General features: G+C 59.2%; 16 protein-coding genes, 4 tRNA genes and 2 pseudogenes. 6 read left to right on the top strand and 16 right to left on the bottom strand.

Annotated features, from left to right (window positions below):
- Nucleotides 1-10: 10 nt before the first annotated feature.
- The 3 genes from PG883_RS02705 to PG883_RS02695 form a co-directional block, all read right to left on the bottom strand.
- The gene (locus PG883_RS02705; protein WP_158656231.1) at nt 11-826 is read right to left on the bottom strand and encodes a hypothetical protein; all 816 of its coding nucleotides are present in this window, start codon (nt 824-826) and stop codon (nt 11-13) included.
- Nucleotides 827-1,016: 190 nt separating this feature from the next.
- The gene (locus tag PG883_RS02700) at nt 1,017-1,214 is read right to left on the bottom strand and encodes a helix-turn-helix transcriptional regulator (RefSeq protein ID WP_158196628.1); all 198 of its coding nucleotides are present in this window, start codon (nt 1,212-1,214) and stop codon (nt 1,017-1,019) included.
- 816 nt (nt 1,215-2,030) lie between these two features.
- Nucleotides 2,031-3,323, bottom strand: a complete 1,293-nt coding sequence (locus PG883_RS02695) for a tyrosine-type recombinase/integrase (protein ID WP_270806932.1) — start codon at nt 3,321-3,323, stop codon at nt 2,031-2,033.
- A 212-nt stretch (nt 3,324-3,535) separates the two neighbouring features.
- Between PG883_RS02695 and mutS the strand changes: the two genes are divergently transcribed.
- The gene (gene mutS / locus PG883_RS02690; RefSeq protein WP_270806931.1) at nt 3,536-6,091 is read left to right on the top strand and encodes a DNA mismatch repair protein MutS; all 2,556 of its coding nucleotides are present in this window, start codon (nt 3,536-3,538) and stop codon (nt 6,089-6,091) included.
- A 70-nt stretch (nt 6,092-6,161) separates the two neighbouring features.
- On the opposite strand, the gene PG883_RS02685 is transcribed toward mutS, so the two are convergent.
- Nucleotides 6,162-7,760 carry a BCCT family transporter gene (locus PG883_RS02685; protein ID WP_049636524.1) on the bottom strand — a complete coding sequence of 533 codons (1,599 nt, stop codon included), beginning with the start codon at nt 7,758-7,760 and terminating at the stop codon, nt 6,162-6,164.
- Between the two features lie 9 nt (nt 7,761-7,769).
- Nucleotides 7,770-8,297: a hypothetical protein gene (locus PG883_RS02680; protein ID WP_010672814.1), complete on the bottom strand. Its 528-nt coding sequence runs from the start codon at nt 8,295-8,297 to the stop codon at nt 7,770-7,772.
- Between the two features lie 163 nt (nt 8,298-8,460).
- Here PG883_RS02680 and PG883_RS02675 point away from each other — a divergent pair, with 163 nt between their 5' ends.
- Nucleotides 8,461-8,940, top strand: a complete 480-nt coding sequence (locus PG883_RS02675; protein ID WP_010672813.1) for a MarR family winged helix-turn-helix transcriptional regulator — start codon at nt 8,461-8,463, stop codon at nt 8,938-8,940.
- A 182-nt stretch (nt 8,941-9,122) separates the two neighbouring features.
- Here PG883_RS02675 and PG883_RS02670 read toward each other — a convergent pair.
- The 6 genes and pseudogenes from PG883_RS02670 to plsY all read right to left on the bottom strand — a co-directional run.
- A pseudogene (locus tag PG883_RS02670) lies at nt 9,123-10,210 on the bottom strand (IS3 family transposase); the annotation flags it as partial.
- A 19-nt stretch (nt 10,211-10,229) separates the two neighbouring features.
- Nucleotides 10,230-10,305: transfer RNA gene (locus PG883_RS02665), tRNA-Asn, on the bottom strand.
- Nucleotides 10,306-10,313: 8 nt separating this feature from the next.
- Nucleotides 10,314-10,389 (bottom strand) — tRNA-Phe (locus tag PG883_RS02660).
- 3 nt (nt 10,390-10,392) lie between these two features.
- A tRNA-Thr gene (locus PG883_RS02655) sits at nt 10,393-10,468 on the bottom strand.
- A 52-nt stretch (nt 10,469-10,520) separates the two neighbouring features.
- Nucleotides 10,521-10,596: transfer RNA gene (locus PG883_RS02650), tRNA-Phe, on the bottom strand.
- Nucleotides 10,597-10,643: 47 nt separating this feature from the next.
- Nucleotides 10,644-11,306, bottom strand: coding sequence for a glycerol-3-phosphate 1-O-acyltransferase PlsY (gene plsY, locus PG883_RS02645; protein ID WP_029314836.1), 663 nt, complete (start codon nt 11,304-11,306; stop codon nt 10,644-10,646).
- A 171-nt stretch (nt 11,307-11,477) separates the two neighbouring features.
- Between plsY and folB the strand changes: the two genes are divergently transcribed.
- From folB to PG883_RS02630, 3 genes are all read left to right on the top strand, one after another.
- Nucleotides 11,478-11,849 carry a dihydroneopterin aldolase gene (gene folB, locus PG883_RS02640; RefSeq protein ID WP_010675798.1) on the top strand — a complete coding sequence of 124 codons (372 nt, stop codon included), beginning with the start codon at nt 11,478-11,480 and terminating at the stop codon, nt 11,847-11,849.
- The gene (gene folK, locus PG883_RS02635; protein WP_103858835.1) at nt 11,849-12,358 is read left to right on the top strand and encodes a 2-amino-4-hydroxy-6-hydroxymethyldihydropteridine diphosphokinase; all 510 of its coding nucleotides are present in this window, start codon (nt 11,849-11,851) and stop codon (nt 12,356-12,358) included. The genes folB and folK overlap by 1 nt, the downstream gene beginning before the upstream one ends.
- A 117-nt stretch (nt 12,359-12,475) precedes the next feature.
- Entirely contained in the window at nt 12,476-12,958 is a 483-nt protein-coding gene (locus PG883_RS02630) for a YbaK/EbsC family protein (RefSeq protein ID WP_042864868.1), read from the top strand.
- A 9-nt stretch (nt 12,959-12,967) separates the two neighbouring features.
- On the opposite strand, the pseudogene mdtD reads toward PG883_RS02630, so the two are convergent.
- The 4 genes and pseudogenes from mdtD to PG883_RS02610 all read right to left on the bottom strand — a co-directional run bounded on the left by mdtD (nt 12,968) and on the right by PG883_RS02610 (nt 17,757).
- Nucleotides 12,968-14,357: pseudogene (gene mdtD / locus PG883_RS02625) on the bottom strand (multidrug transporter subunit MdtD).
- A 61-nt stretch (nt 14,358-14,418) separates the two neighbouring features.
- A complete protein-coding gene (locus tag PG883_RS02620) occupies nt 14,419-15,546 on the bottom strand; it encodes a CobW family GTP-binding protein (RefSeq protein ID WP_181023067.1) in 1,128 nt (375 codons plus the stop codon).
- A gap of 71 nt (nt 15,547-15,617) precedes the next feature.
- Nucleotides 15,618-17,024 (bottom strand): D-arabinono-1,4-lactone oxidase, encoded by a 1,407-nt coding sequence (locus PG883_RS02615; RefSeq protein WP_270806930.1) that lies wholly within the window; start codon nt 17,022-17,024, stop codon nt 15,618-15,620.
- Nucleotides 17,025-17,139: 115 nt separating this feature from the next.
- Nucleotides 17,140-17,757: a LysE family transporter gene (locus PG883_RS02610; protein ID WP_270806929.1), complete on the bottom strand. Its 618-nt coding sequence runs from the start codon at nt 17,755-17,757 to the stop codon at nt 17,140-17,142.
- Between the two features lie 76 nt (nt 17,758-17,833).
- On the opposite strand from PG883_RS02610, the gene PG883_RS02605 reads away from it, so the two are divergent.
- Entirely contained in the window at nt 17,834-18,751 is a 918-nt protein-coding gene (locus tag PG883_RS02605; RefSeq protein ID WP_161470802.1) for a LysR family transcriptional regulator, read from the top strand.
- On the opposite strand, the gene PG883_RS02600 is transcribed toward PG883_RS02605, so the two are convergent.
- On the bottom strand, nt 18,748-20,319 hold the full coding sequence (locus PG883_RS02600) for an EAL domain-containing protein (protein ID WP_200164274.1): 1,572 nt from the start codon (nt 20,317-20,319) through the stop codon (nt 18,748-18,750). The two genes, PG883_RS02605 and PG883_RS02600, sit on opposite strands and share 4 nt — an antisense overlap.
- Nucleotides 20,320-20,348 lie beyond the last annotated feature (29 nt).

Below are 20,348 nucleotides of genomic sequence, written 5' to 3'. Positions count from 1 at the left end.
TACCAAAGAGTCATCTTTTACCACGGACAGACTCCTGCAACGTTGCTCCATATTGCCGTACCTCATACATGAACTCCAAATCAGCTAATTTCAACGAATCCAGCATCAGTAATGAATCAACAAACTTGCCATTTGATAACCGATACTTCTTTGTTAGCCTGTTGCCTTCTTCATTGTACCGAGCTTCCACTCGCTGCCACATGAACTTACAGATATACGCAATTTGCTGTAATGGATCCTTGAACTTTTGAAACAGAACAGGCCTACGTTTTCGAACGTTGACGTTGATTGGTGGACTCTGGTTAGCAAACACTTTACGAAGTCTCTCCCACTGTGGAGAATGGGAGTCTTTGCATCTGACCAAGAGGTGGAAATGGGGCATCCAACGTTGATACTCTGATTGATAATCCACTTCAAAGAAGCCTATCACAATGTCCTTTACACCTGCGCGATCTAGTTGTTTGCGTAACCTATCTTTCAAACGAACAATATCTTGGCGTTTTAACTCGCGAGCCATCTCATCATAATAGATGAAGGTTGCAGCTTTCCACTCTGTATAGTCCTCACAGAAACGTGTCAATTGACTTATCTTCCTTAGTCGCAACCGCCTTACACATTCAGGGCATGCAAGACTATAGCAAGGCTCCTCCTCATTACATTCCGATAGCTTTTCAGCAAGTGACCTCGCCTCATCATCACGAGATCTTAAAAGTTTATTTATTCGTACATCCTTCTCCTTCCAACATGCTTTGAGTGTCTCAAACTTTGGCAGCAAAGAATCAACATCAATAAGTTCGCTTACCCTTGCATTCATGAACTTGTTCATTATGAATACCTGATGATTCGTGGTGTACGTTCTCAAAGCCATAATCTGCCCCTGTGCCAACACAACTACATGCTCTAACAGAAACAAGCGGTCTGTCGTGAAACGGTGAACTTAACTAGAGGGTTCGATAAAGGTTGAGAATGTGAAATGGACTATCAAGCACAGCAACTTAGTTGCTCATATGCTGGACTCACTCTGGTTTGGTATATTGCAGGGCATTCATCCAGCCTTGTATATCAGAAGAACGCCACATCACTCGACGGCAACCCTTCTGCTGAACTGAACTTGGAAAGTCTCCCTTCTTTATCAGACGATAGATCGTAGCGCGAGAGATGGTGCAACATTCGATAACTTCGGCCAGGTTCAGCAAACGTGTTTCATGTTTCATAAATGACTCCTCGTAATGGTCGAAGGTCATTTACAGATTTCGAAAACAGGAGCGGCGTGACGCATTCTCTTCTCCTCAATGTCGTTGCAGAACGTACTGAAACACGTTGAATGTGCCACCACCATGGGGTCATATGGTAATGTCCCATCTTGAGCAGGCTTCAGCTTTAGAGCCATTCATGGTTACCACGTACAGAGAAACCCTGTGAGGACGACAAGGAGCGAGCCGTGAAACATACCGGTCATGGTGGCTCGATAGATGGTTGAAACTGTTGAGCGTGTGGTTCAGTGGCATGGTTAACCACCTGCCTCAGGAGCTCTCAGAGCTAGGGAAGGAGAGCAGACGTTTCAAGGCCGAATGCCTTCCGGATTACAACGTCGTTGTAATCCGTTGCAACGTACGAGCAAAAAACACAACGTAACAGCATGAAAAACATGATTATTTTTCAATGTGTAGAAACATGAAAATCTGAAACCTTCGCAATTCTAGGACAGCACAAATGGTCTGGTTTACAACGTTAGGGAGCAAACACTCCATTCAGTGATCTCTCTGGTCTGCCCTAACATATGATGATGAACTGTCGCGACAACCCACCATGACCGATGTGGATGACACGACTTTCGATACAACCACTCCATCGATACCTCCTTGATGCACTAGTAGCCATTCAAGTGTCACTACGCGTCGGATGGTATCATCACATCGATGAACCTCCAGTCTCGCTCCGCTCACTTGCTACCGCAGTATCAGCAAACAGAGATAACGTTGCAGATGTATACCAACCAGATTCTTGATTTCAAATCTAGTTCGTCCACACTACGATGAAGTCATCAACGTATCCAGATAGTCTGCCCAACGCTGCAACCACTCTCGGCTTTGCTCTGTGTATCTATGAAGATCATATGTGCCGATCAAACCTTTCTTGGTATGCCCGAGAATGGCTTCTGCTACTTCAGAAGGACATTGCAAACGAGACAGTCCTGTTCTAACCGTTCGACGGAGATCGTGGGGAGTCCATCGAGGAATATCTAACATCAAGTCTGCTTCTCTCATTACCCAAGCACTTTCAGTTAACTGCTTCTGTTTAATTGGCTTTCCCGTCCTCTGGGATGGGAACAAGTAAACTTCATTTCCTATCTTATTTATTCTGAGAAAATGGATGCATTGACGAGGGAGTTGAATCTCTCTTGCGACACCAGTCTTTGACTCTCTGATATGGAACACTCCCTCATTAAGGTCTATGTTTCGCCAAGTAGCCTCACATATCTCACCTGTCCGGCATCCTGTCCATAACGTCATTCGAAATATGTTCTTTTGCACTTCAGTGAATTTTGAGCTAGGCAACCAAGCGAGAAACAGCTTAATTTCATCGTCATTCAAAAAGCGACTACCTTTTTTTGATGTCAGCTTCACCTTTGTTCGAACCAAACTCACTTTTGCTTGAAGCGCAGGGTTGATAAATTGATCGTCAAACTTTCCCATCCCCATTGAATAATCGTAAGCGGCTAGAATTTCGCGCAATACATTTCCAGCCTGAACATTAGCGCCTCGATTCACGATGGACATAACAAGATCAATAATATCTTGTCTACTCACATCACGAGCCAATCGCTCACCAAGCATTGGAACCGCATCGCCATACAGAGTGCGCCTAGCCTCAGCCTGACCTTTCTTTTTCCTTGCCCCACTCTTTATCGTACCATTAGGTAAACGTTGATCTTCTATATGGTTTTGTAGATAAAGCTCGATCATCGCTTGAAGGGTGAACATCCCGAGTTCGCTTTCATTCTTGATTTGCTGTTTAAGCTCAAGCGCGGCAGCTCTCGCCTCGGTAGCCGGACATCGGCCTTGTTGCCTGATGAGCTTAAGCTCCCTTAGCTTTATACGGGCCTGCTCTAAGGATACGGCTGGAAATACGCCAAGTGAGATCTGAATTAACTTATTTGTTACTGGGCTCGTATAACGATAGAAAAATGTCTTTTTACCTGTCTTCCCACAAGTAACACGAAGCCCTCTGTTGACCCCATTGTCAGCCTTATCGCTATCCGTTGGCTTCATGACTTCAATTGCTCTAAAGGACAGTGCTTTGTTACCCTTGTCCGCTGGCATAACCGACCTCCTATGGCTGATGCATACGCTCTCCTAGCTTGGCCGCATGCATAGGGCTTAATGTCACTGTAGGCTACAAAATCAAAACCTACACTTCAACCTACATTTTCGCCTGCGATTGGGTGAGATCGAGTGAGACTCTCAGAGCAAACAAGAGACCACGAAAACACCATAAGCCATTGTAATATAAGCATGTAAAGAGAGATAACTACATGTCAGCAATAGAGAATCTCCACAATCACACACCAATGATGCAGCAGTATCTGACCCTCAAGGCCGAGAACCCGGAGATCCTGCTGTTCTATCGCATGGGCGACTTCTACGAGCTCTTCTACGACGACGCCCGCAAGGCCTCCCAGCTGCTCGACATCTCCCTGACCAAGCGCGGCCAGTCGGCCGGCAGCCCCATCCCGATGGCCGGGGTGCCCTATCACGCCATCGAGGGGTATCTCGCCAAGCTGGTACAGCTCGGCGAATCGGCCGCCATCTGCGAGCAGGTGGGGGACCCCGCCACCAGCAAGGGGCCGGTGGAGCGCAAGGTCATTCGCATCATCACCCCGGGCACCGTCTCCGACGAGGCGCTGCTCAGCGAGCGGCAGGACAACCTGATCGCCGCCGTCTACCACGATGGCCGCCGCTTCGGTTACGGCACCATGGACATCGGCTCCGGCCGCTTCTTCATCAACCAGTTCGAGAAAGAAGAGACCCTGCTGGCGGAGCTGCAACGCACCAATCCGGCAGAGCTCCTCTACCCCGAATCGTTCGCCTTCCTGCACCATATCGAGGGTCGTCGCGGTCTGCGCCGCCGCCCGGAGTGGGAGTTCGAGCTCGGCACCGCCCGCAAGCTCTTGTGCCAGCAGTTCGGCACCCAGGATCTGGTGGGCTTTGGGGTCGAGCAGAGCGAGACCGCCCTGTGCGCCGCCGGCTGCCTGATGCAGTACGTGAAAGACACCCAGCGCACCGCCCTGCCCCACATTCGCAGCGTGCGCCTGGAGCAGCCCGATCATGCGGTCATCATGGATGCCGCCACCCGCCGCAATCTGGAGCTGACCCAGAATCTGGCCGGCGGTCACGACAACACCCTCTCCGCCGTGCTCGATTGCACCGCCACGCCGATGGGCAGCCGCCTGCTCAAGCGCTGGATCCACCAGCCGATCCGCGATCGGGTGATCCTCAAAGGTCGCCAGAGCACCATCAAGGAGCTCATCGAGCAGAACCTCTATGACGAGCTGGGCGGTTTGCTGCGCCAGGTCGGCGATGTGGAGCGGGTGCTGGCGCGCCTCGCCCTGCGCTCGGCCCGCCCGCGCGATCTGACCCGGCTGCGGCAGGCTTTTGCTCAGCTGCCCCAGTTGCAGCGTCTGCTGGCGGAGAGCGAGCACGAGGCGGTGCAGCAGCTGCGCGAGCGGGCGAGCACCTTCCCCGAACTGTTCGACCTGCTGGAGCGTGCCGTGATGGAGGTGCCACCGGTGCTCATCCGCGATGGCGGCGTCATCCGTGAAGGGTTCAATCAGGAGCTGGACGAGCTGCGGGATCTGGCCAATGGCGCCACCGCCAGCCTGGCCCGCATCGAGGAGCGGGAGAAGGCGCTCACCGGCATCAACACCCTCAAGGTGGGCTACAACAAGGTGCACGGCTTCTACATCGAGGTGAGCCGCGCTAACAGCCACCTGGTGCCGGCCCACTACATCCGCCGCCAGACGCTGAAAAACAACGAGCGCTACATCATCGATGAGCTGAAGAAGTACGAGGACAAGGTGCTTACCGCCCAGGCCCAGGCGCTGGCGCTGGAAAAACGTCTCTACGAAGAGCTGCTCGACGCCCTGCTGCCGCACCTTGGCGATCTGCAGGAGTCTGCTGCCGCACTGGCGGAGCTGGACGTGCTGGCCAACCTGGCCGAGCGGGCAGAGACCCTCGACTATCGCTGCCCCACACTCATCGACGAGGATCAGATCATCATCGAGGCGGGCCGCCATCCCGTGGTGGAGCAGGTGATGACCGACCCCTTTATCGCCAACCCGATACAGCTGGAGCGGGAGCGGCGGATGTTGATCATCACCGGCCCCAACATGGGCGGTAAATCCACTTACATGCGCCAGACCGCGCTCATCGTGCTGCTGGCCCATATCGGCGCATTCGTGCCCGCCGACAGCGCCCGCATCGGCCCCATCGACCGCATCTTCACCCGCATCGGAGCGTCGGATGATCTCGCCTCCGGCCGCTCCACCTTTATGGTGGAGATGACCGAGACTGCCAATATCCTCAACAACGCCACCGCCCGCAGTCTGGTGCTGATGGACGAGATTGGCCGCGGCACCAGCACCTACGACGGCCTCTCCCTGGCCTGGGCCTGCGCCGAGCAGCTGGCAAGCAAGATTGGCGCCTACACCCTGTTCGCCACTCACTACTTCGAGCTGACCCGCCTGCCCGAGCTGATGAGCGGGCTGGCCAACGTCCACCTGGATGCGGTGGAGCACGGCGACACCATCGCCTTCATGCACGCGGTGCAGGAAGGTGCGGCCAGCCGATCCTACGGCCTGCAGGTAGCGGCGCTGGCCGGGGTGCCGAAATCGGTGATCCACCAGGCCCGCCACAAACTGCACGAGCTGGAGAGTGCCACTCCGGTGGCCGCCGGCGAAAGCCGTCCGGCTCCGGTCACTCTCGCCCCGCAACCCCATCCTGTAGTGGAGGAGCTGGCAGCAGTTCGCCCGGACGAGCTGACCCCGCGCCAGGCCCTTAACCTTCTCTATCGACTCAAGCAGATGCTGTAGCTACCGACCGCCGAACAGGCATGAAAAAGGGGAACCGCGAGGTTCCCCTTTCGTTTGACCGAACCTGTCATCAGCCCGGACCGATGCGATCCATCAGGCTCAGATTGACCGACCCCGGATGGCGCTTGAGCTTCTGCCTGTATTCGAACTGGTGCTGGCTCTCCTGTTTGAGCCCCTGCATCAGGGAGTAGCACATGGCCAGCATGATGACCGAGAAGGGCAGCGCGGCGATGATGCTGGCGGCCTGCAGGGCGGCAAGCCCGCCGGAGACCAGCAGAATGGCCGCGACCAGCCCCTGCCCCAGTCCCCAGATGGCACGGTGCAGCACGGGGGGATCCTGGTCGCCGATGGAGAGCAGCGTCGTAATCACGAGCGTGCCCGAGTCGCTGGAGGTGATGAAGTAGGTGCAGATAAGCAGGGTCAGCACCCCCTTGGCAATCCAGCCGAAGGTCTCCCAGTGCAGCAGTTCCACCGTCTTGTAGAGCGCCATGGTGACATCCTGATTGACCGCTTCCACCACGCCGCCGCCACCGAACAGCTCCAGGTTCATGGCAGTCCCGCCGAACACGGTGAGCCAGAACATGCCGAGCAGGGAGGGCACCAGCAGAACACCGAGCACGAATTCACGAATCGTGCGGCCCTTGGAGATGCGGGCGATGAACATGCCGACAAAGGGTGCCCACGCGATCCACCAGCCCCAGTAAAATGCGGTCCAGCTAGACTGCCAGGCCGAGGTACCGTTGGCTTCGGTATTGGTCCAGAAGCTCAGCTTGACGATGTTCTGCAGGTAATCACCGATGTTCTGCACATAGGCGTTGAGTATGTAGGTGGTCGGCCCCAGCACCAGGAAGAGGCCCAGCACGAACACGCTCAACCAGATATTGAGTTCGGAGAGGATCTTCACCCCGCGCCCGACGCCGGAGATGGCCGACAGGGTGGCAATCAGGCTGATGCCACCGATGAGCCAGAGCTGGTTCGCTTGTGACACGCCCATGCCGAACATCTGATTGAGGCCGGTGTTCATCTGGGAAACTCCCAGCCCAAGGGAGGTCGCCACCCCGAACACGGTACCGAACACCGCCAGCACGTCGGCGGCATGGCCCCAGAAGCCGTAGATGCGATCGCCAAGAATGGGGTAGAGCACGGAGCGGATGGCCAGCGGCAACTTGCGCCGGTAGCTGAAGAAGGCCAGCGACAGGCCGACGATCACATAGATGGCCCAGGGGTGCAGACCCCAGTGGAAGAAGGTGAGGCGCATGGCGATCTGGGCCGCTTCCGGCGTCATACCTTCGGTGATGAAGGGGTTGCCCTGCAGGTGATACATGGGCTCGGCGATACTCCAGAACACCAGGCCTATGCCCATGCCTGCGCTGAACAGCATGGAGAACCAGGCAAAGTAGCCAAACTCCGGTACCTGGTCGTCGTCGCCCAGCCGGATGCTGCCAAAGCGGCTGAACATCAGGTAGACGGCGAAGAACAGGAACAGGGCGACCACCAGGATGTAATACCACTTGAAGCCAGCAATGATGGTGTCCTTGGCCCCGGTAAACCAGGTGCCTGCGGTATCCGGATCAAAGACGCCGAACAGCAGGAAGAGGGTCACGACGGTGAGGGCCGTCATGGCCATGGTGGGATTGAGGCCTTTCAAAAGCCCTTTGGTTGCTCGCATCGGGCCTCCTTAGTCGTTGTTGAAAAAGTCTTCACCCACGTGATCGCCGGCACCGCCGATGGCGCGATAGGCCAGACGACCAGCCACCTGCTCACGGTGATCCACCAGGGTCACCGACGGCTGGCCGTTCACTGCGTGGCGTTTGCCGAGGAAGATAGCCATGGGCACCCCCAGATTGGAGACACCGCTGGTGATCCAGAGGCGGTTGAAGTCATAGGAGCCACCGATGAACTCCAGCTGTGCCAGCCCATTGTCCAGGCCCGCCAGATAAAAGTTCATGGCACTCTCGTCGGGGAAGAGGTGAACCAGCACATAGGCATAGCGCAGCTCATTGACCAACTCCTTTAGACTGAAAGAACCTGTGTTGCTGCAAGAGAGCGGCAGCTCGCCATCGTAGTGGTGTACCTTGAGGTTGTTGGGGTCCTCGTCATAAGCAGGTTGATAACGCACAAATGCCGCGGTATCCGGCAGTTCATAGCGAACTCTGACCACGCGCAGATCGGCAACCAGGGACTTGATATCCAGGTCGTCATGCATGATTTCACTCCTCAAATATCGGATTGGAATGGGGCAATTGTCCGATAACCTAACACAATATTCATTAGAGCTGAAATCATTACATCAAAAACCATATTGACCTTGTTATGGATTAGGCGGAGAATTTCGCGCCTCTCCACAGCCCTGCGATGACCCAGACCCCATGGAAAAACATGATGAAGTGCTGATCGCCCTGCGCCAGATCATCCGTGCCATCGACATGCACTCCAAGCGCTTGATCAAGGAAGCCGGCCTGACCTCGCCCCAGCTCCTGCTGCTCAAGGGTATCGACGAGCTTGGCCAGATCTCCATGCGCCAGTTGGCGGATCACACCAACATGAGCCAGGCCACCGCCACCACCATCATGGACCGGCTGGAGAGCCGCCAGCTGGTGCAGCGCATTCGCAGCGAAACCGACAAACGCAAGGTGCATGCGACGCTCACTGACGCGGGACGCGCCCTGCTTGCCCAGGCTCCGACCCCCTTGCAGGAGAGTTTCATTCAACGCTTTCAGGCGCTGGAGAACTGGGAGCAGGGGTTGTTGCTCTCTTCCCTGCAACGCATCTCCGCCATGATGAATGCCGACGGTATCGATGCTGCCCCCGTGCTGAGTGTCAGCCCCCTGACCGAAGAGCGGGCCTGAACTGCAGTGCCTAATCCTGAAGTCCGTTTACATGTTTTCAGTTAACTTCTGGCACTCAGAACCCGATGTACCGCATCGGGGATTCTGCATTGCGAGGCCTAATGCGATCATTCTAGGTTATAACTACCCACCACCTTATGCACCATCTTCCTCATCTACACTAGGCCCTACGGGCTTTGCTACAGCAACTCTCCTTTCAGTATCCCGTTCACCCGCTCTGCCAGCGCATTCTGATAACAGTTATACCCATCAGTCATCGAGTACTGTACTCCGTACCGTTCATACAGCGTCTGATTCAAGCCTGAGCAATACTGCACCCTGCCGTCCGAGTGATGGATAAACTCCCCGCTGCCACACCGTTGCTTCAGTGCTCTCTTGAGCGCCATCACCACCAACTCAGCATGCATCCCTTCGTGCGTGTGATGCCCCGCTATCTTACGCGAGCAGGCATCCGTCACCAGGCTCAGGTAGAGTGGCCCGCTCTTTGCTGGCAGGTAAGTGATGTCGGCAACCGAGACCTGCCCTGGCGCCACCGCAGTGATTTTCACCGGGCCGGGTTTGAGCAAATTGGGATGGCGATAGAAACGCTGAAAACTGTGGAGCGTCTTGTGATAGGCCCGTTTGGGCTGCACCAACAGACGGTGCTCGGCCAATATCCGAAACAGTCTGTCCCACCAGACCGTCAGCCCAGCATCGTCTTGGCCCTGCAGCAGATAATGCTACTTGTGGATGCCCACCCGTAGTGAACTTTGCGCACAAAGCTCACTACCTGCTGCCCTTGTGCATGACGCAGGTCGGCGACCCGATTGCGATTGTAGTCAGCCTAACGGTTTATTCCGAGGAACCAGCAAGCACTGAAGATGGTCAGCTTTTCGACATACCGCTGCGAGAGAGCTTACCAGGTCGTTTTTTACGATTGAGGCGCCTTCAAAGAACTGAGCCTCCTGGCTCATCAGCGCCAGCTACTCGAGCTTCTTGATACGCTGTTCAGACATTTGGTTGTCGGGATCAGGCATGACGTGATCCTGCCAGCTCTAATCGATGCTCCCTGGCTCCAACCCTGCAGACCATGCTTATGCAACCATACCAGAATGGTCGAATTGCCCTGAATGCCATATTGGAATTGTGTCTACTGGTAGGTGAGTTCACCTTTTTCAATCTGCTCGACCAGGGACAATTTAAACCTCAGTGAGTAATCGCGCTGTGTGCGTTTCACAAGGTATAAGCCATATTCAGGACGGGGACAGTGGGAAAAGAAAAAGCCCAGCATTGCTGCTGGGCTTTTTATTTGGCTCCTCCTGCTGGGCTCGAACCAGCGACCTGCGGATTAACAGTCCGTCGCTCTACCGACTGAGCTAAGGAGGAATTATTCGTGGTGCCCAGAGACGGAATCGAACCGCCGACACGGGGATTTTCAATCCCCTGCTCTACCGACTGAGCTATCTGGGCAAATGGTGCCGGCTACCGGAATCGAACTGGTGACCTACTGATTACAAGTCAGTTGCTCTACCTACTGAGCTAAGCCGGCACACTTCAAACCATTGTGCATGAACACGTTTTTATTTCATGGCACCAAAATATGGTGCCCAGAGACGGAATCGAACCGCCGACACGGGGATTTTCAATCCCCTGCTCTACCGACTGAGCTATCTGGGCGTGGGCGCTATTAAACGGATTTTAGGGCAGGTGGTCAACGGGAAATTTCACTTTTCGTCTCGTTCGTCTCTTTTTTGCGCAGCATCATCCATTTTCATCACTTCTGCTGGCGGGACCGCTCCCCGGCGCCCCCAGAGGCGGGACTCCTCCCCCTTGAGCAGGCGGGTAATATTCTCGTGATGACGGATCAGGATGAGACAGGAGAGCAGGGAGACCGGCAACGTGTATTCCGGTTTGAGCAGATAGGTAAAGAGCGGAGTCAGCAACACGGTCACGATGGATGCCAGTGACGAATAGCCGCTCACCAGCAGCACCAGCAGCCAGGTGGTGATGACGGCGCCCCCCATGGCAAAGCCGATGGGCAGCATGGTACCGAGGGCGGTGGCGACGCCCTTGCCGCCACGGAAGTGGAAGAAGAGGGGGTACATGTGGCCCAGACAGGCGGCCACCCCGATAAAGCCGAGGTAGACGGGCTTGATCTGCAGATACCAGGCGAGGTAGACGGGGGCCATCCCCTTGAGCACGTCGAGAAGCAGTACGATCAGCGCCGCCATCCGGCCGCCGAGGCGCAACACATTGGTCGCCCCCGGGTTGTGGGAACCATGGTCACGGGGATCCGGCAGACCCGTGATGCGGGAAACCAGCACGGCACTGGACAGCGAGCCGCCCAGATAGGCCAGAATAATCATCAAAATCGTCAGGGCCGTCATCTTGGTCGTTTTTACCACGATATGAATGGGGTATGATGCGGGCCACATTCCCAGGCCCGGGCTTGCCCGAAAGCGTGTCGCCCAAACCGGCCGCCAGCGGCAATCTGCTTGCCGGGCCTGCATCCCTGCGCTGTTTTCACAGCCCATCAAGAGTAAAGAAGAAGTACTGTCATGGACAAGGTGTTTATTCGCGGACTCGAGGTTTTGACCACCATAGGTGTATATGAGTGGGAGAAGGGCATTCGCCAGAAGCTCTGTTTCGACCTCGAGATGGGGTTTGACAATCGCCCAGCCGCCGCAACCGACGATATCAATCTGGCGCTGGATTACGCCACCCTCTCTCGCAAGATCTGTGATCACGCCCAGGGCAAGATAGTGGAGCTGGTCGAGACCATGGCCGAGCAGGTCGCCGCCCTGGTGCTGGAAGACGAGCGGGTACAGTGGGTCAAGGTGACCCTGACCAAACCGGGTGCCGTGCCCAATGCGGCAGGCGTCGGGGTCGAGATCCTGCGCCATCGCACGCCGGCTGCGAGCGCCAACTGATGACCCGCATCTATATAAGTCTGGGATCCAACATCGCTCGGGAACGCCATATCCGCGCCGGCCTCGATGCCCTGCACGCCGAATTCGGCGAGTTGCAGGTCTCCCGGGTATTCGAGAGCGAGGCAGTGGGCTTCAACGGCCGCCCCTTCTACAACCTGGTGGTGGGTGCCGATACCGAGCTGCCCCTGGCGACCCTGTGCCAGCGGCTGCGCGCCATGGAGTTCGCTCACGGCCGCGAGCCGGATGCCAAGAAGTTCGCCCCGCGCACCCTGGATCTCGATCTGCTGCTCTACGGCGAGCTGGTCTGCGAGACACCGCTGGTGCTGCCGCGCGGCGAGATCCTCACCAACGCCTTCGTGCTCTGGCCGCTGGCGGAGCTGGCTCCCACATTCCGCCACCCCATCGATGGTCGCACCATCGGTGAGCTGTGGGCAGGTTACGACAAAGCCTCCCAGCGCCTTGACCCCATTCCCTTCCACTGGAAAGCGGGCGAATTGCAGCATCACTGAACAACAAGGGCACCCTCGGGTGCCCTTGTTGATGACTCCGCTGATGATGGATAAGAAACGATGATTGGGCCTGCGCCGGTGCAAGTGGCAGGATGACCGCCATCACAGGAGAACCCCATGCCACTCGATGCCATTCATGACTTCAACCGTCAGTTGCTCACCGACCTGCCCCACCAGCGCTTCGAGCACGAACCCATCCTCGATTACGCCACCGACGAGCGGGTCAAGGCTCGCCTCGGCTGGCAGGCCGAGTTCAGCAAGACCCTTTTCCTCAAATTCAAGGATGGTCGCTTCGCCCTGCTGCTGACCCACAGGGACGGCCGGCTCGACAGCAAGGCGGTCAAGGCGGCGCTCGGTGCCAAACCCTCCATCTGCACCGCCGACGAGATGCAGACCGAGATTGGCTGCCTGCCGGGAGCCGTCTGCCCCTTCCTGCCCCGCGCCGACATCCCCCTGCTGGTGGATCCCGTGCTCATGAATCACCACGCCTTTACCTGGACGCCGGGCCACCCCGAGCAGACTTTCCTACTGGAGACCACCCACCTGGCCGGACTGCTGGCCCGATTGCCCTGCGACGTGAGCTACCTGCCCGCCCCCTGAGCCTGGGACTCAGCGCTTTTCCCGCGCCAGCTGGGCGAAGATCAGCGCCGCCAGCATGGACATCAGGCCGATGCACAGATAGGTGAGGTGGAACCCCTCCAGCCAGCGGCCACTCTCCTCGGGCTGGCCGATGGAGAAGAGCCCCAGCAGGCTGGCGGCGATGGCCACCCCCAGGCTCATGGAGAGCTGCATCACCACCGACAGCAGACCGTTGCCGCTGCTGGCGTGCTCGCTGCTGAGATCCTGCAGGGTCAGGGTGTTCATGGCGGAAAATTGCAGGGAGTTGATGGCGCCAAAGACCGCCAGCCACACCAGCAGTACGCCGTGGGGCACCTGGTTGTCGATGAAATAGAAGCTCGCGATCATGGCCCCGAGCGCCAGGGTGTTGCCGATGAGGATGCGGCGATAACCGATGCGCGGAATGAGCTTGTTCACCAGCGTCTTGGTCAGCATGGCGCCGATCACCGTGGGGATCATGGTCATCCCCGCCTTGCTCGGGGAGAAGCCGAGCCCCAGTTGCAGGAAGAGCGGGGTGAGAAACGGCATGGCGCCGCTGCCGAGGCGGGCAAACAGATTGCCCCAGATACCGATGGCGAAGGTGGACGTCTTGAACAGCGCCAGACTGAACAGGGGCTGCTCCGCCGTGGCGGCATAGAGCCAGTAGCTCGCCATGGCGGCCAGACCGAACAATACCGCAAACAGGGCCCAGCCGGTTGAGATGCTGTGCTCCCCCAGGCCTTGCAGACCGACGGATACCAGCACCATGCCGACACTGAACAGCACAAACCCCTGCCAGTCAAACCTGGCGGTGTGCTGGCGAAGGTCGGGCATGAAGTGCCAGCTCGCCACGAAGCCGAGCAGGCCCACCGGCAGGTTGATGAGGAAGACCCAGTGCCAGCTCGCCACCTCCACCAGCCAGCCCCCCCAGGGCCGGGCCGATGAGGGGGCCGAGCAGACCGGGGATGGTGACGAACGACATCACCCTCAGCAGCTCATGCTTGCTGTAGACCCGCAGCACCGCCAGACGCCCGATGGGCATCAGCAAGGCCCCCCCGACCCCTTGCAACACCCGGGCGATCACCAGCATGGGCAGGGTGTTGGCGATGGCACAGGCCAGGGAACCCAGGGTAAACAGCAGGATGGCGACCAGATAGACCCGGCGGGTGCCGAATCTGTCCGCCAGCCAGCCGGAGGCGGGAATGAGCAGGGCCACCGTCAGCATGTAGGCGATGATGACGGACTGCATCTGCAGCGGACTCTCGCCCAGGGCCTCGGCCATGCTGGGCAGGGCGGTGTTGAGGATGGTGCCATCCAGGGTCTGCATGAAAAAACCGACCGCTGTCAGCCAGGGCAGCCATTTGCGCTGGGCGGGCGTCACCATCGGGGAGCTGTCAGGCATGGTTCTGTCTCTCCTCATCACATAAGAAAAGACCCGCACGAGCGCGGGTCATATCAGCATATCAGGCATCCGGCTGGCCGAGCATGGCCTTGAGGTGCTCTTCCAGGCTGGGTTCGGGGGCCTTGAGGGTCGAGAGGAACAACTGCTCTATGCCTGCCCTGTCCTGGCTCTTCACGATGAACACCAGCCGGGACTGGGCCTTGCCTTCGGGCCACTCCCCCAGCGCCTGCAACGGATAGAGCTGGCCGTGCACGCCGTGGATCACCACGGGCTGGCTCTCCCCTTCCAGTTGCAATATCCCCTTGAGACGCAGCAGGGCATCGCCGTATTGCGCCTGCACCGCGTCGATGGCGGCCAGCAGGCGGGAAGGCTTGAGCGGCTCGCCGATGCGCAGGGAGAAACTTTCGATATTGCCGTGCTCGAAGCGGGTGGGCGCGGCCGTCCCCACCTTGGCGGCAAACGGCGTCATCTTCGGCTGCATGGGCGAAGCCAGCCCCTGTTTCGGGGATTCGGTACGCAGCCAGGCCAGCAACTGGCGCACGTCGCGCCCCGCCGCCTCGTTGTAGGCGCCGAGCTTCTCCAGCACCGCAGGTGAGAGCACCCCATTGCTGACCCGCTGGATGGGGGCTGCCGGATTGAGGGCCGCCAGTTGGGCTTCCACCCGAGCAAGGGTCTCTTCATCCACCAGGTCCCCCTTGCTCACCACCAGCAGATCCGCCAGCGCCACCTGTTTGACCGCCTCATATTGAGCCGCAAGCTGCTGCTCGATATGGCCGGCATCCACTACGGTGACGGTGCCATCGAAGCGGTAGCGCTGGGCGATAAAGCCCTCTTCCCTCAACGTGAACAGCACGGGGGCCGGATCGGCCAGACCCGTGGTCTCGATGATCAGCCGTTTGAAGGGCTTGATTTTCCGTTGGATGGCCTTCATGAAAAGCCCCTGCAGCGCCTCCACCAGGGAGCCCTGCACCGAGCAGCAGATGCAGCCGGAATCGAGCAGCACCACCTGCTCGTCCACCTGCTGTACCAGATGGTGATCCAGCCCCACGGAGCCGAACTCATTGATGAGCACGGCGCACTCCCCGAGCTCGGGCTGCTTGACCCAGTGGTTGAGCAAGGTGGTCTTGCCGCTGCCGAGAAAACCGGTCAGCAGGGTCACGGGGATGCGGGTGTCTTGCATGTCTGTCATCGGGTTGCCCCCCCTCTGATCGGCAGGAGGATGAGTAAGCGAGTGTCTTGCATATCGGTCATGTCAGATCCTTACCGGTTGGCGAACAGGTCGCCGAGCCAGCGGTTTTCGAAACGGCCATGGGGGTCAAGCTCCCGCTTCAGGGCCAGGAAGTCGTGCCAGCGCGGCAACAAGGCAGGGAAGTCGTAGAGGTCCATCGCCAGGTGCTTGCCGAAATGGGGAATGCCGCCGAGCGGCACCAGCAGTTGCTGCAACTCGCGCATCTGCTCCATGGAGCCCCCGACGAAGGTCCCGTCCGCCGCCAGATAGACCAGAAAACCTATCCAGCACACCGACTTGTCATGGGCGGCACTGAGCCAGGCCACGGAGGGACCGGTGCAGCGCAGGATGAAGGGGTAGTGCAGCACGCCGGGGTTCGCCTCCTGCCATGCCTGCAGGATTGCAAGGGCCTCCCCCATGCGTTCGAGGGGCACGGCCACCTCGCAGTTGATCTGGGGCGCCGGGATCCCCTTGCAGAGGATCTGGTAGACGTTGCCCACCAGATCCGAGGCATCCTTGAAGCGGCGCACCGTCTCGAAGTGCTCGCCTGCCCTGGCCTCGTCCTTGGTGTCTCTGGCCATCTTCTGCAGGGTCGCGTCTATGGTGGCATTGAGCGCCAGGTTCATGCGCTCGTCCATGTCTCCCTCCAGCACCAGCGGCTCGCTGCCCCCGGCCCGGTAGCGGGCCACCTCGTCATCGGAGGCGGGATCCACCAGCCAGATGTGGCTCTCGCCGGTCCAGGCGAACCACCAGCTCTTCACGAAGGCGTGCTCCCGGTTGAGGCGCTCGTTGTGTTCCAGCAGGAAGGGGTAGTCGGTGGTGAACTTGGTGCAGCGCATGATGCGGTTGGGCACGGTGTTGAGGGTCACATCCAGCAGGATGCCGAGCATCCCCATGCCCATCACGAAGGCGCCGAAGCGCGGATCGGTGCGATCCACACGGATGATGTCGCCGTTCGCCAGCATCACGGTCAGGGCAGCCACCGCATCGCACAGGGCGGACTGGTGCAGTCCCTGCCCATGGGTGCCGGTACTGAGCGCACCGCCCAGGGTCTGGATACCGATGACGCCGGGGGACGCCGGCAGCATGCGATCCATGGCGATGAGGTCGGCATAGACGGTATCAAGCGGCGTCCCCGCCAGGTAGGTCACCGTATCGGCAGTCTTGTCCAGCTGGCCGCGCAGGTGGTGCAGGTCCACCAGCAGCGCCTGGCTGCCTTCGGCGTAGACACTGTGGATGGGTTCGAAAGAGAGGCCGGAGCCGATGAGCCGCAGCTTGCGCTCGGGGTATTCCCGCAGCAGTTGCTGCAGCTCGTCACGGGTCGTCGGGCGCCACACCTGATCAAGGGCGCCGAGGGGGTTGGTTCTGGACCAGTTGAACAGCACCTCCCGATTGCCAATCGCCTTGATGCTGTGAAATGCCTGGAACCTGACCGTCATACCGCGCCTCATCTGACTTCAAAATGAGCGCCAATTCTACCGAAAAGTGGCTGCCAAGGCATGAAAAACAAGACCCTACAGTCGGGGGTGGATAGGGGGAGCCCCCCTCCCCGCCTCAGCGCGTCTGCTGGGTCAATGCCAGCAACATGCCGAATCCCACCAGCAGGCCCCCGAACACCCGATCGATCCAGTGGCGTACCGCCAGCAGTCGGTCCCGCACCGCAGGGGTGGAGAATAAGAGCGCCACCGCACCAAACCAGAGGGCGTGCGCCAGCGCGATGAAGGCGCCATAGCCGATCTGGACCGCCAGCGGCGTCTGCGGCTGCACCACCTGCATGAAGAGGCTGACGATGAAGATGGTGGTCTTGGGATTGAGCACATTGGTCAGAAATCCGGTGCGCAGCGCACCCAGACTGGAGAGGGCAGGCTGACAGATGCTCTCTTCATCGGCAGCCGGTTTGGCCCGCAGCATCTTGATGCCGAGGAAGATGAGATAGGCGGCCCCTGCCAGCTTGATGAGGTTGAACAGCCAGAGGGATTGCTGGATCAGCAGGCCCACCCCCAGCAGGGTGTAGGCCACGTGCACGCAGACCCCGGCCGCGATGCCGATCGCCGTCAGCACGCCGGTGCGGCGCGAGAGCAGCAGGCTGTTGCGCGACACCATGGCAAAGTCGGGCCCGGGGCTGATCACGGCAAAGAGGGTAATGGCGACAACGGCTAACAGTTCGGTCATGAAAATAGTCCTGATTAGAGGGGATATCGGCTATTTTATTTGCCAATAACACCAATAACGAACGATGATTTCTGACATGAATGGTGAAAAAAACTCACAAAAAACCCTCTCGCTTCCCTCCCTCACCGCCCTGCGCTGTTTCGAGGTGGCTGCCCGCACCGAGCATTTCGGCCGCGCCGCCGACGAACTGCACCTCACCCATGGCGCCATCAGCCGGGCGGTACGACTGCTCGAGGAGGATCTGGGGGTCATGCTGTTCGAGCGGCGCCAGCGCCGGGTCTTTCTGACCGACGCGGGTGAACGGTTCTATCAGGCGGTCAGAGAGGGGCTGGGCAGCATCCGCCAGACGGCGCAGGCCCTGCGCCAGCAGAGCCGCCCCCAATCACTGGTGCTCTCCTGCGAGCCCACCCTCCTGATGCGCTGGCTGATCCCGCGCTGGCCCGCCTTCCAGGCCCTGCACCCGGAGCTGGACGTACACCTGATGGCGGGCGGCGGCGCCCTCAGCTTTGGCAGCGGCATCGATCTCGCCATCCGGCGCAACGACTTTCACTGGCCCGCCGAGCTCTACAACCAGTTGCTGTTCGAGGAGCTGACCGGCCCTGTCTGTCCGCCAGGCAAGGTGGCGCACTTTTTTGAATCCAGGGGGGATGTGCAGGCCCTCAGGCCAACGGCCCCCCGTCTGCACACCAAGACCCGTCCGGGCGCCTGGTTGGAGTGGCAGCAGCACGCAGGCATGTCCGCCGACGAGGAGGTGCCGGGTCAGACCTTCGAGCACTTCTATTTCAGCCTGCAGGCGGCAGTCGCCGGGCTGGGAGTCGCCATCGGCCCTTACCGGCAGGTGTGCGACGATATCGAGGCCGGTCTGCTGGTGGCACCGCTCGGCTTCGTCCCCGACGGCACCGGCTATCACCTGCTCGCCCCCGCGCCACCCGAACCCGGCAGCCCCCACGACATCCTGGTGAACTGGCTGCACAGCCTGGTGGGCGCGGCCTAGCCCTGGGCGGTGCGCCCGGCGGCGACCTGTATCTCTCCCGCCGTCAGCTCCCGGCAGAACTGGCGTATCGGCATGGGGCGGGCAAACAGGTATCCCTGCAGATACTGGACCCCCTTGCCTCTCAGATAGGCGGCCTGCTGCTCCGTCTCCACCCCTTCGGCCACCAGGGACAAACCCAGCCGTCCCCCAAGGTCGATGACGTTGTCCACGATGTGCTCGGAGAGGGACTCCGTCCCGATACGGCCGATGAAGGAGCGGTCGATCTTGAGATAGTCCACGTGGAATTGCTGCAGATAGATGAGGCTGGAGTGGCCGGTGCCAAAGTCATCGATGGCGAGCTGCACCCCCATCTCGTCGAGCTGGCGAAACAGGGAGAGGGTCTGCGGGCTGGTCACCAGCAGCTCCCGCTCCGTGAGCTCCAGCACCAGCACCACCCGTCCCGGCACGAAGTGGCCGAGGAAGTCGCGGCACTCCGCCACCAGGGAGAGGTCCCGGCAGTGGATGGCACTGATGTTGAAGCTGATGTGAAATGCCTCGGGCAGCTGCTCCTGTACCGGGTGGAGTGTCTTGGCCACCGTCTTCATCAGGTTGACCGTCATGGGCACGATCAGGCCAGACTCTTCCGCCTGGGGGATGAAGAGATCGGGGCGGATCAGCCCCTCGGTGGCATGTTGCCAGCGCATCAGTACCTCTGCTCCCACCATCTTGCCGCCCTTGCTGGCGATCAGCGGTTGCAGATAGGGGACAAATTCCCTGGCTCGCAGCCCGCGTCTCAGCTCGTCCGTCAGGGCCCCAGGCCGCCCAAGCAGCCACCACACCAGCAGTGAGAGCACCAGCGAACTGGCTCCCAGCCAGATCAGTTGCAGATGGCGAGCCTCCCACAGGGCACGCCAGTAGATCGGCATGGCATAACCGGCGTGGATGGTGAAGGGGTAACGCTGGGAGGCGAGTATCAGGGCAAACTTGCTGTGCAGTTTCGGCGGATCGCTTTGGAAGTGGCCGGACTCATCGAGCCAGGCGGACCCCACCTGCAAGAACAGCTCGCTGGGATCGCTGCTCAGGGTGAGCATGAAACTGAGCTGGCTGCTGTCAATGGCGCTCAGTGCCGCATCACGCCCCCGCTCCTGACGCACCACCAGCAAGGGGTGATTCTTGCGCACCAGGTTGCCGCTCATCAGCAGCAACTTGCGATCCGTGTAGCGGGAGCCGTCATCCACTTCCCTGGCAGGCCCGAACAGCGAGGTGCAGTTGATGATCCCCTGTCGCACCAGATTGATGGAGCGCAGGAACGGCTCCAGCGCCACCCGCTTGCGCAGCAGCAACAGGTTGTCGCTGCAAGGTCGACCGGCCAGCGGCAATACCTCGAGGTTGGCCCGCTCGGCCTGATCCAGCATGCGCTCCAGCAAGGTTCTGGCCTTGCTGGCTGACGCACTGGCATCGTTCTTCAGCTCCTGCTCGTAGCTGTCGTGCACCATCCACCCTCCCACCATCAGGGGCAGGGCCAACACCAGCAGGGCACAACCAAGGCGCCACTTCATGCGGGCCAGATCAATCCGGAACAGAAACATAGCAACCACGCCGCAATGCGCGGGCCCGC

Origin of the sequence: Aeromonas sp. QDB25, from assembly GCF_027707725.1 — a bacterium.
In the GTDB taxonomy this organism is placed as follows: Bacteria; Pseudomonadota; Gammaproteobacteria; order Enterobacterales; family Aeromonadaceae; genus Aeromonas; species Aeromonas caviae.
Note: the sequence above shows the minus strand (reverse complement) of the source record. Positions and strands in the feature narration are given on the sequence as shown.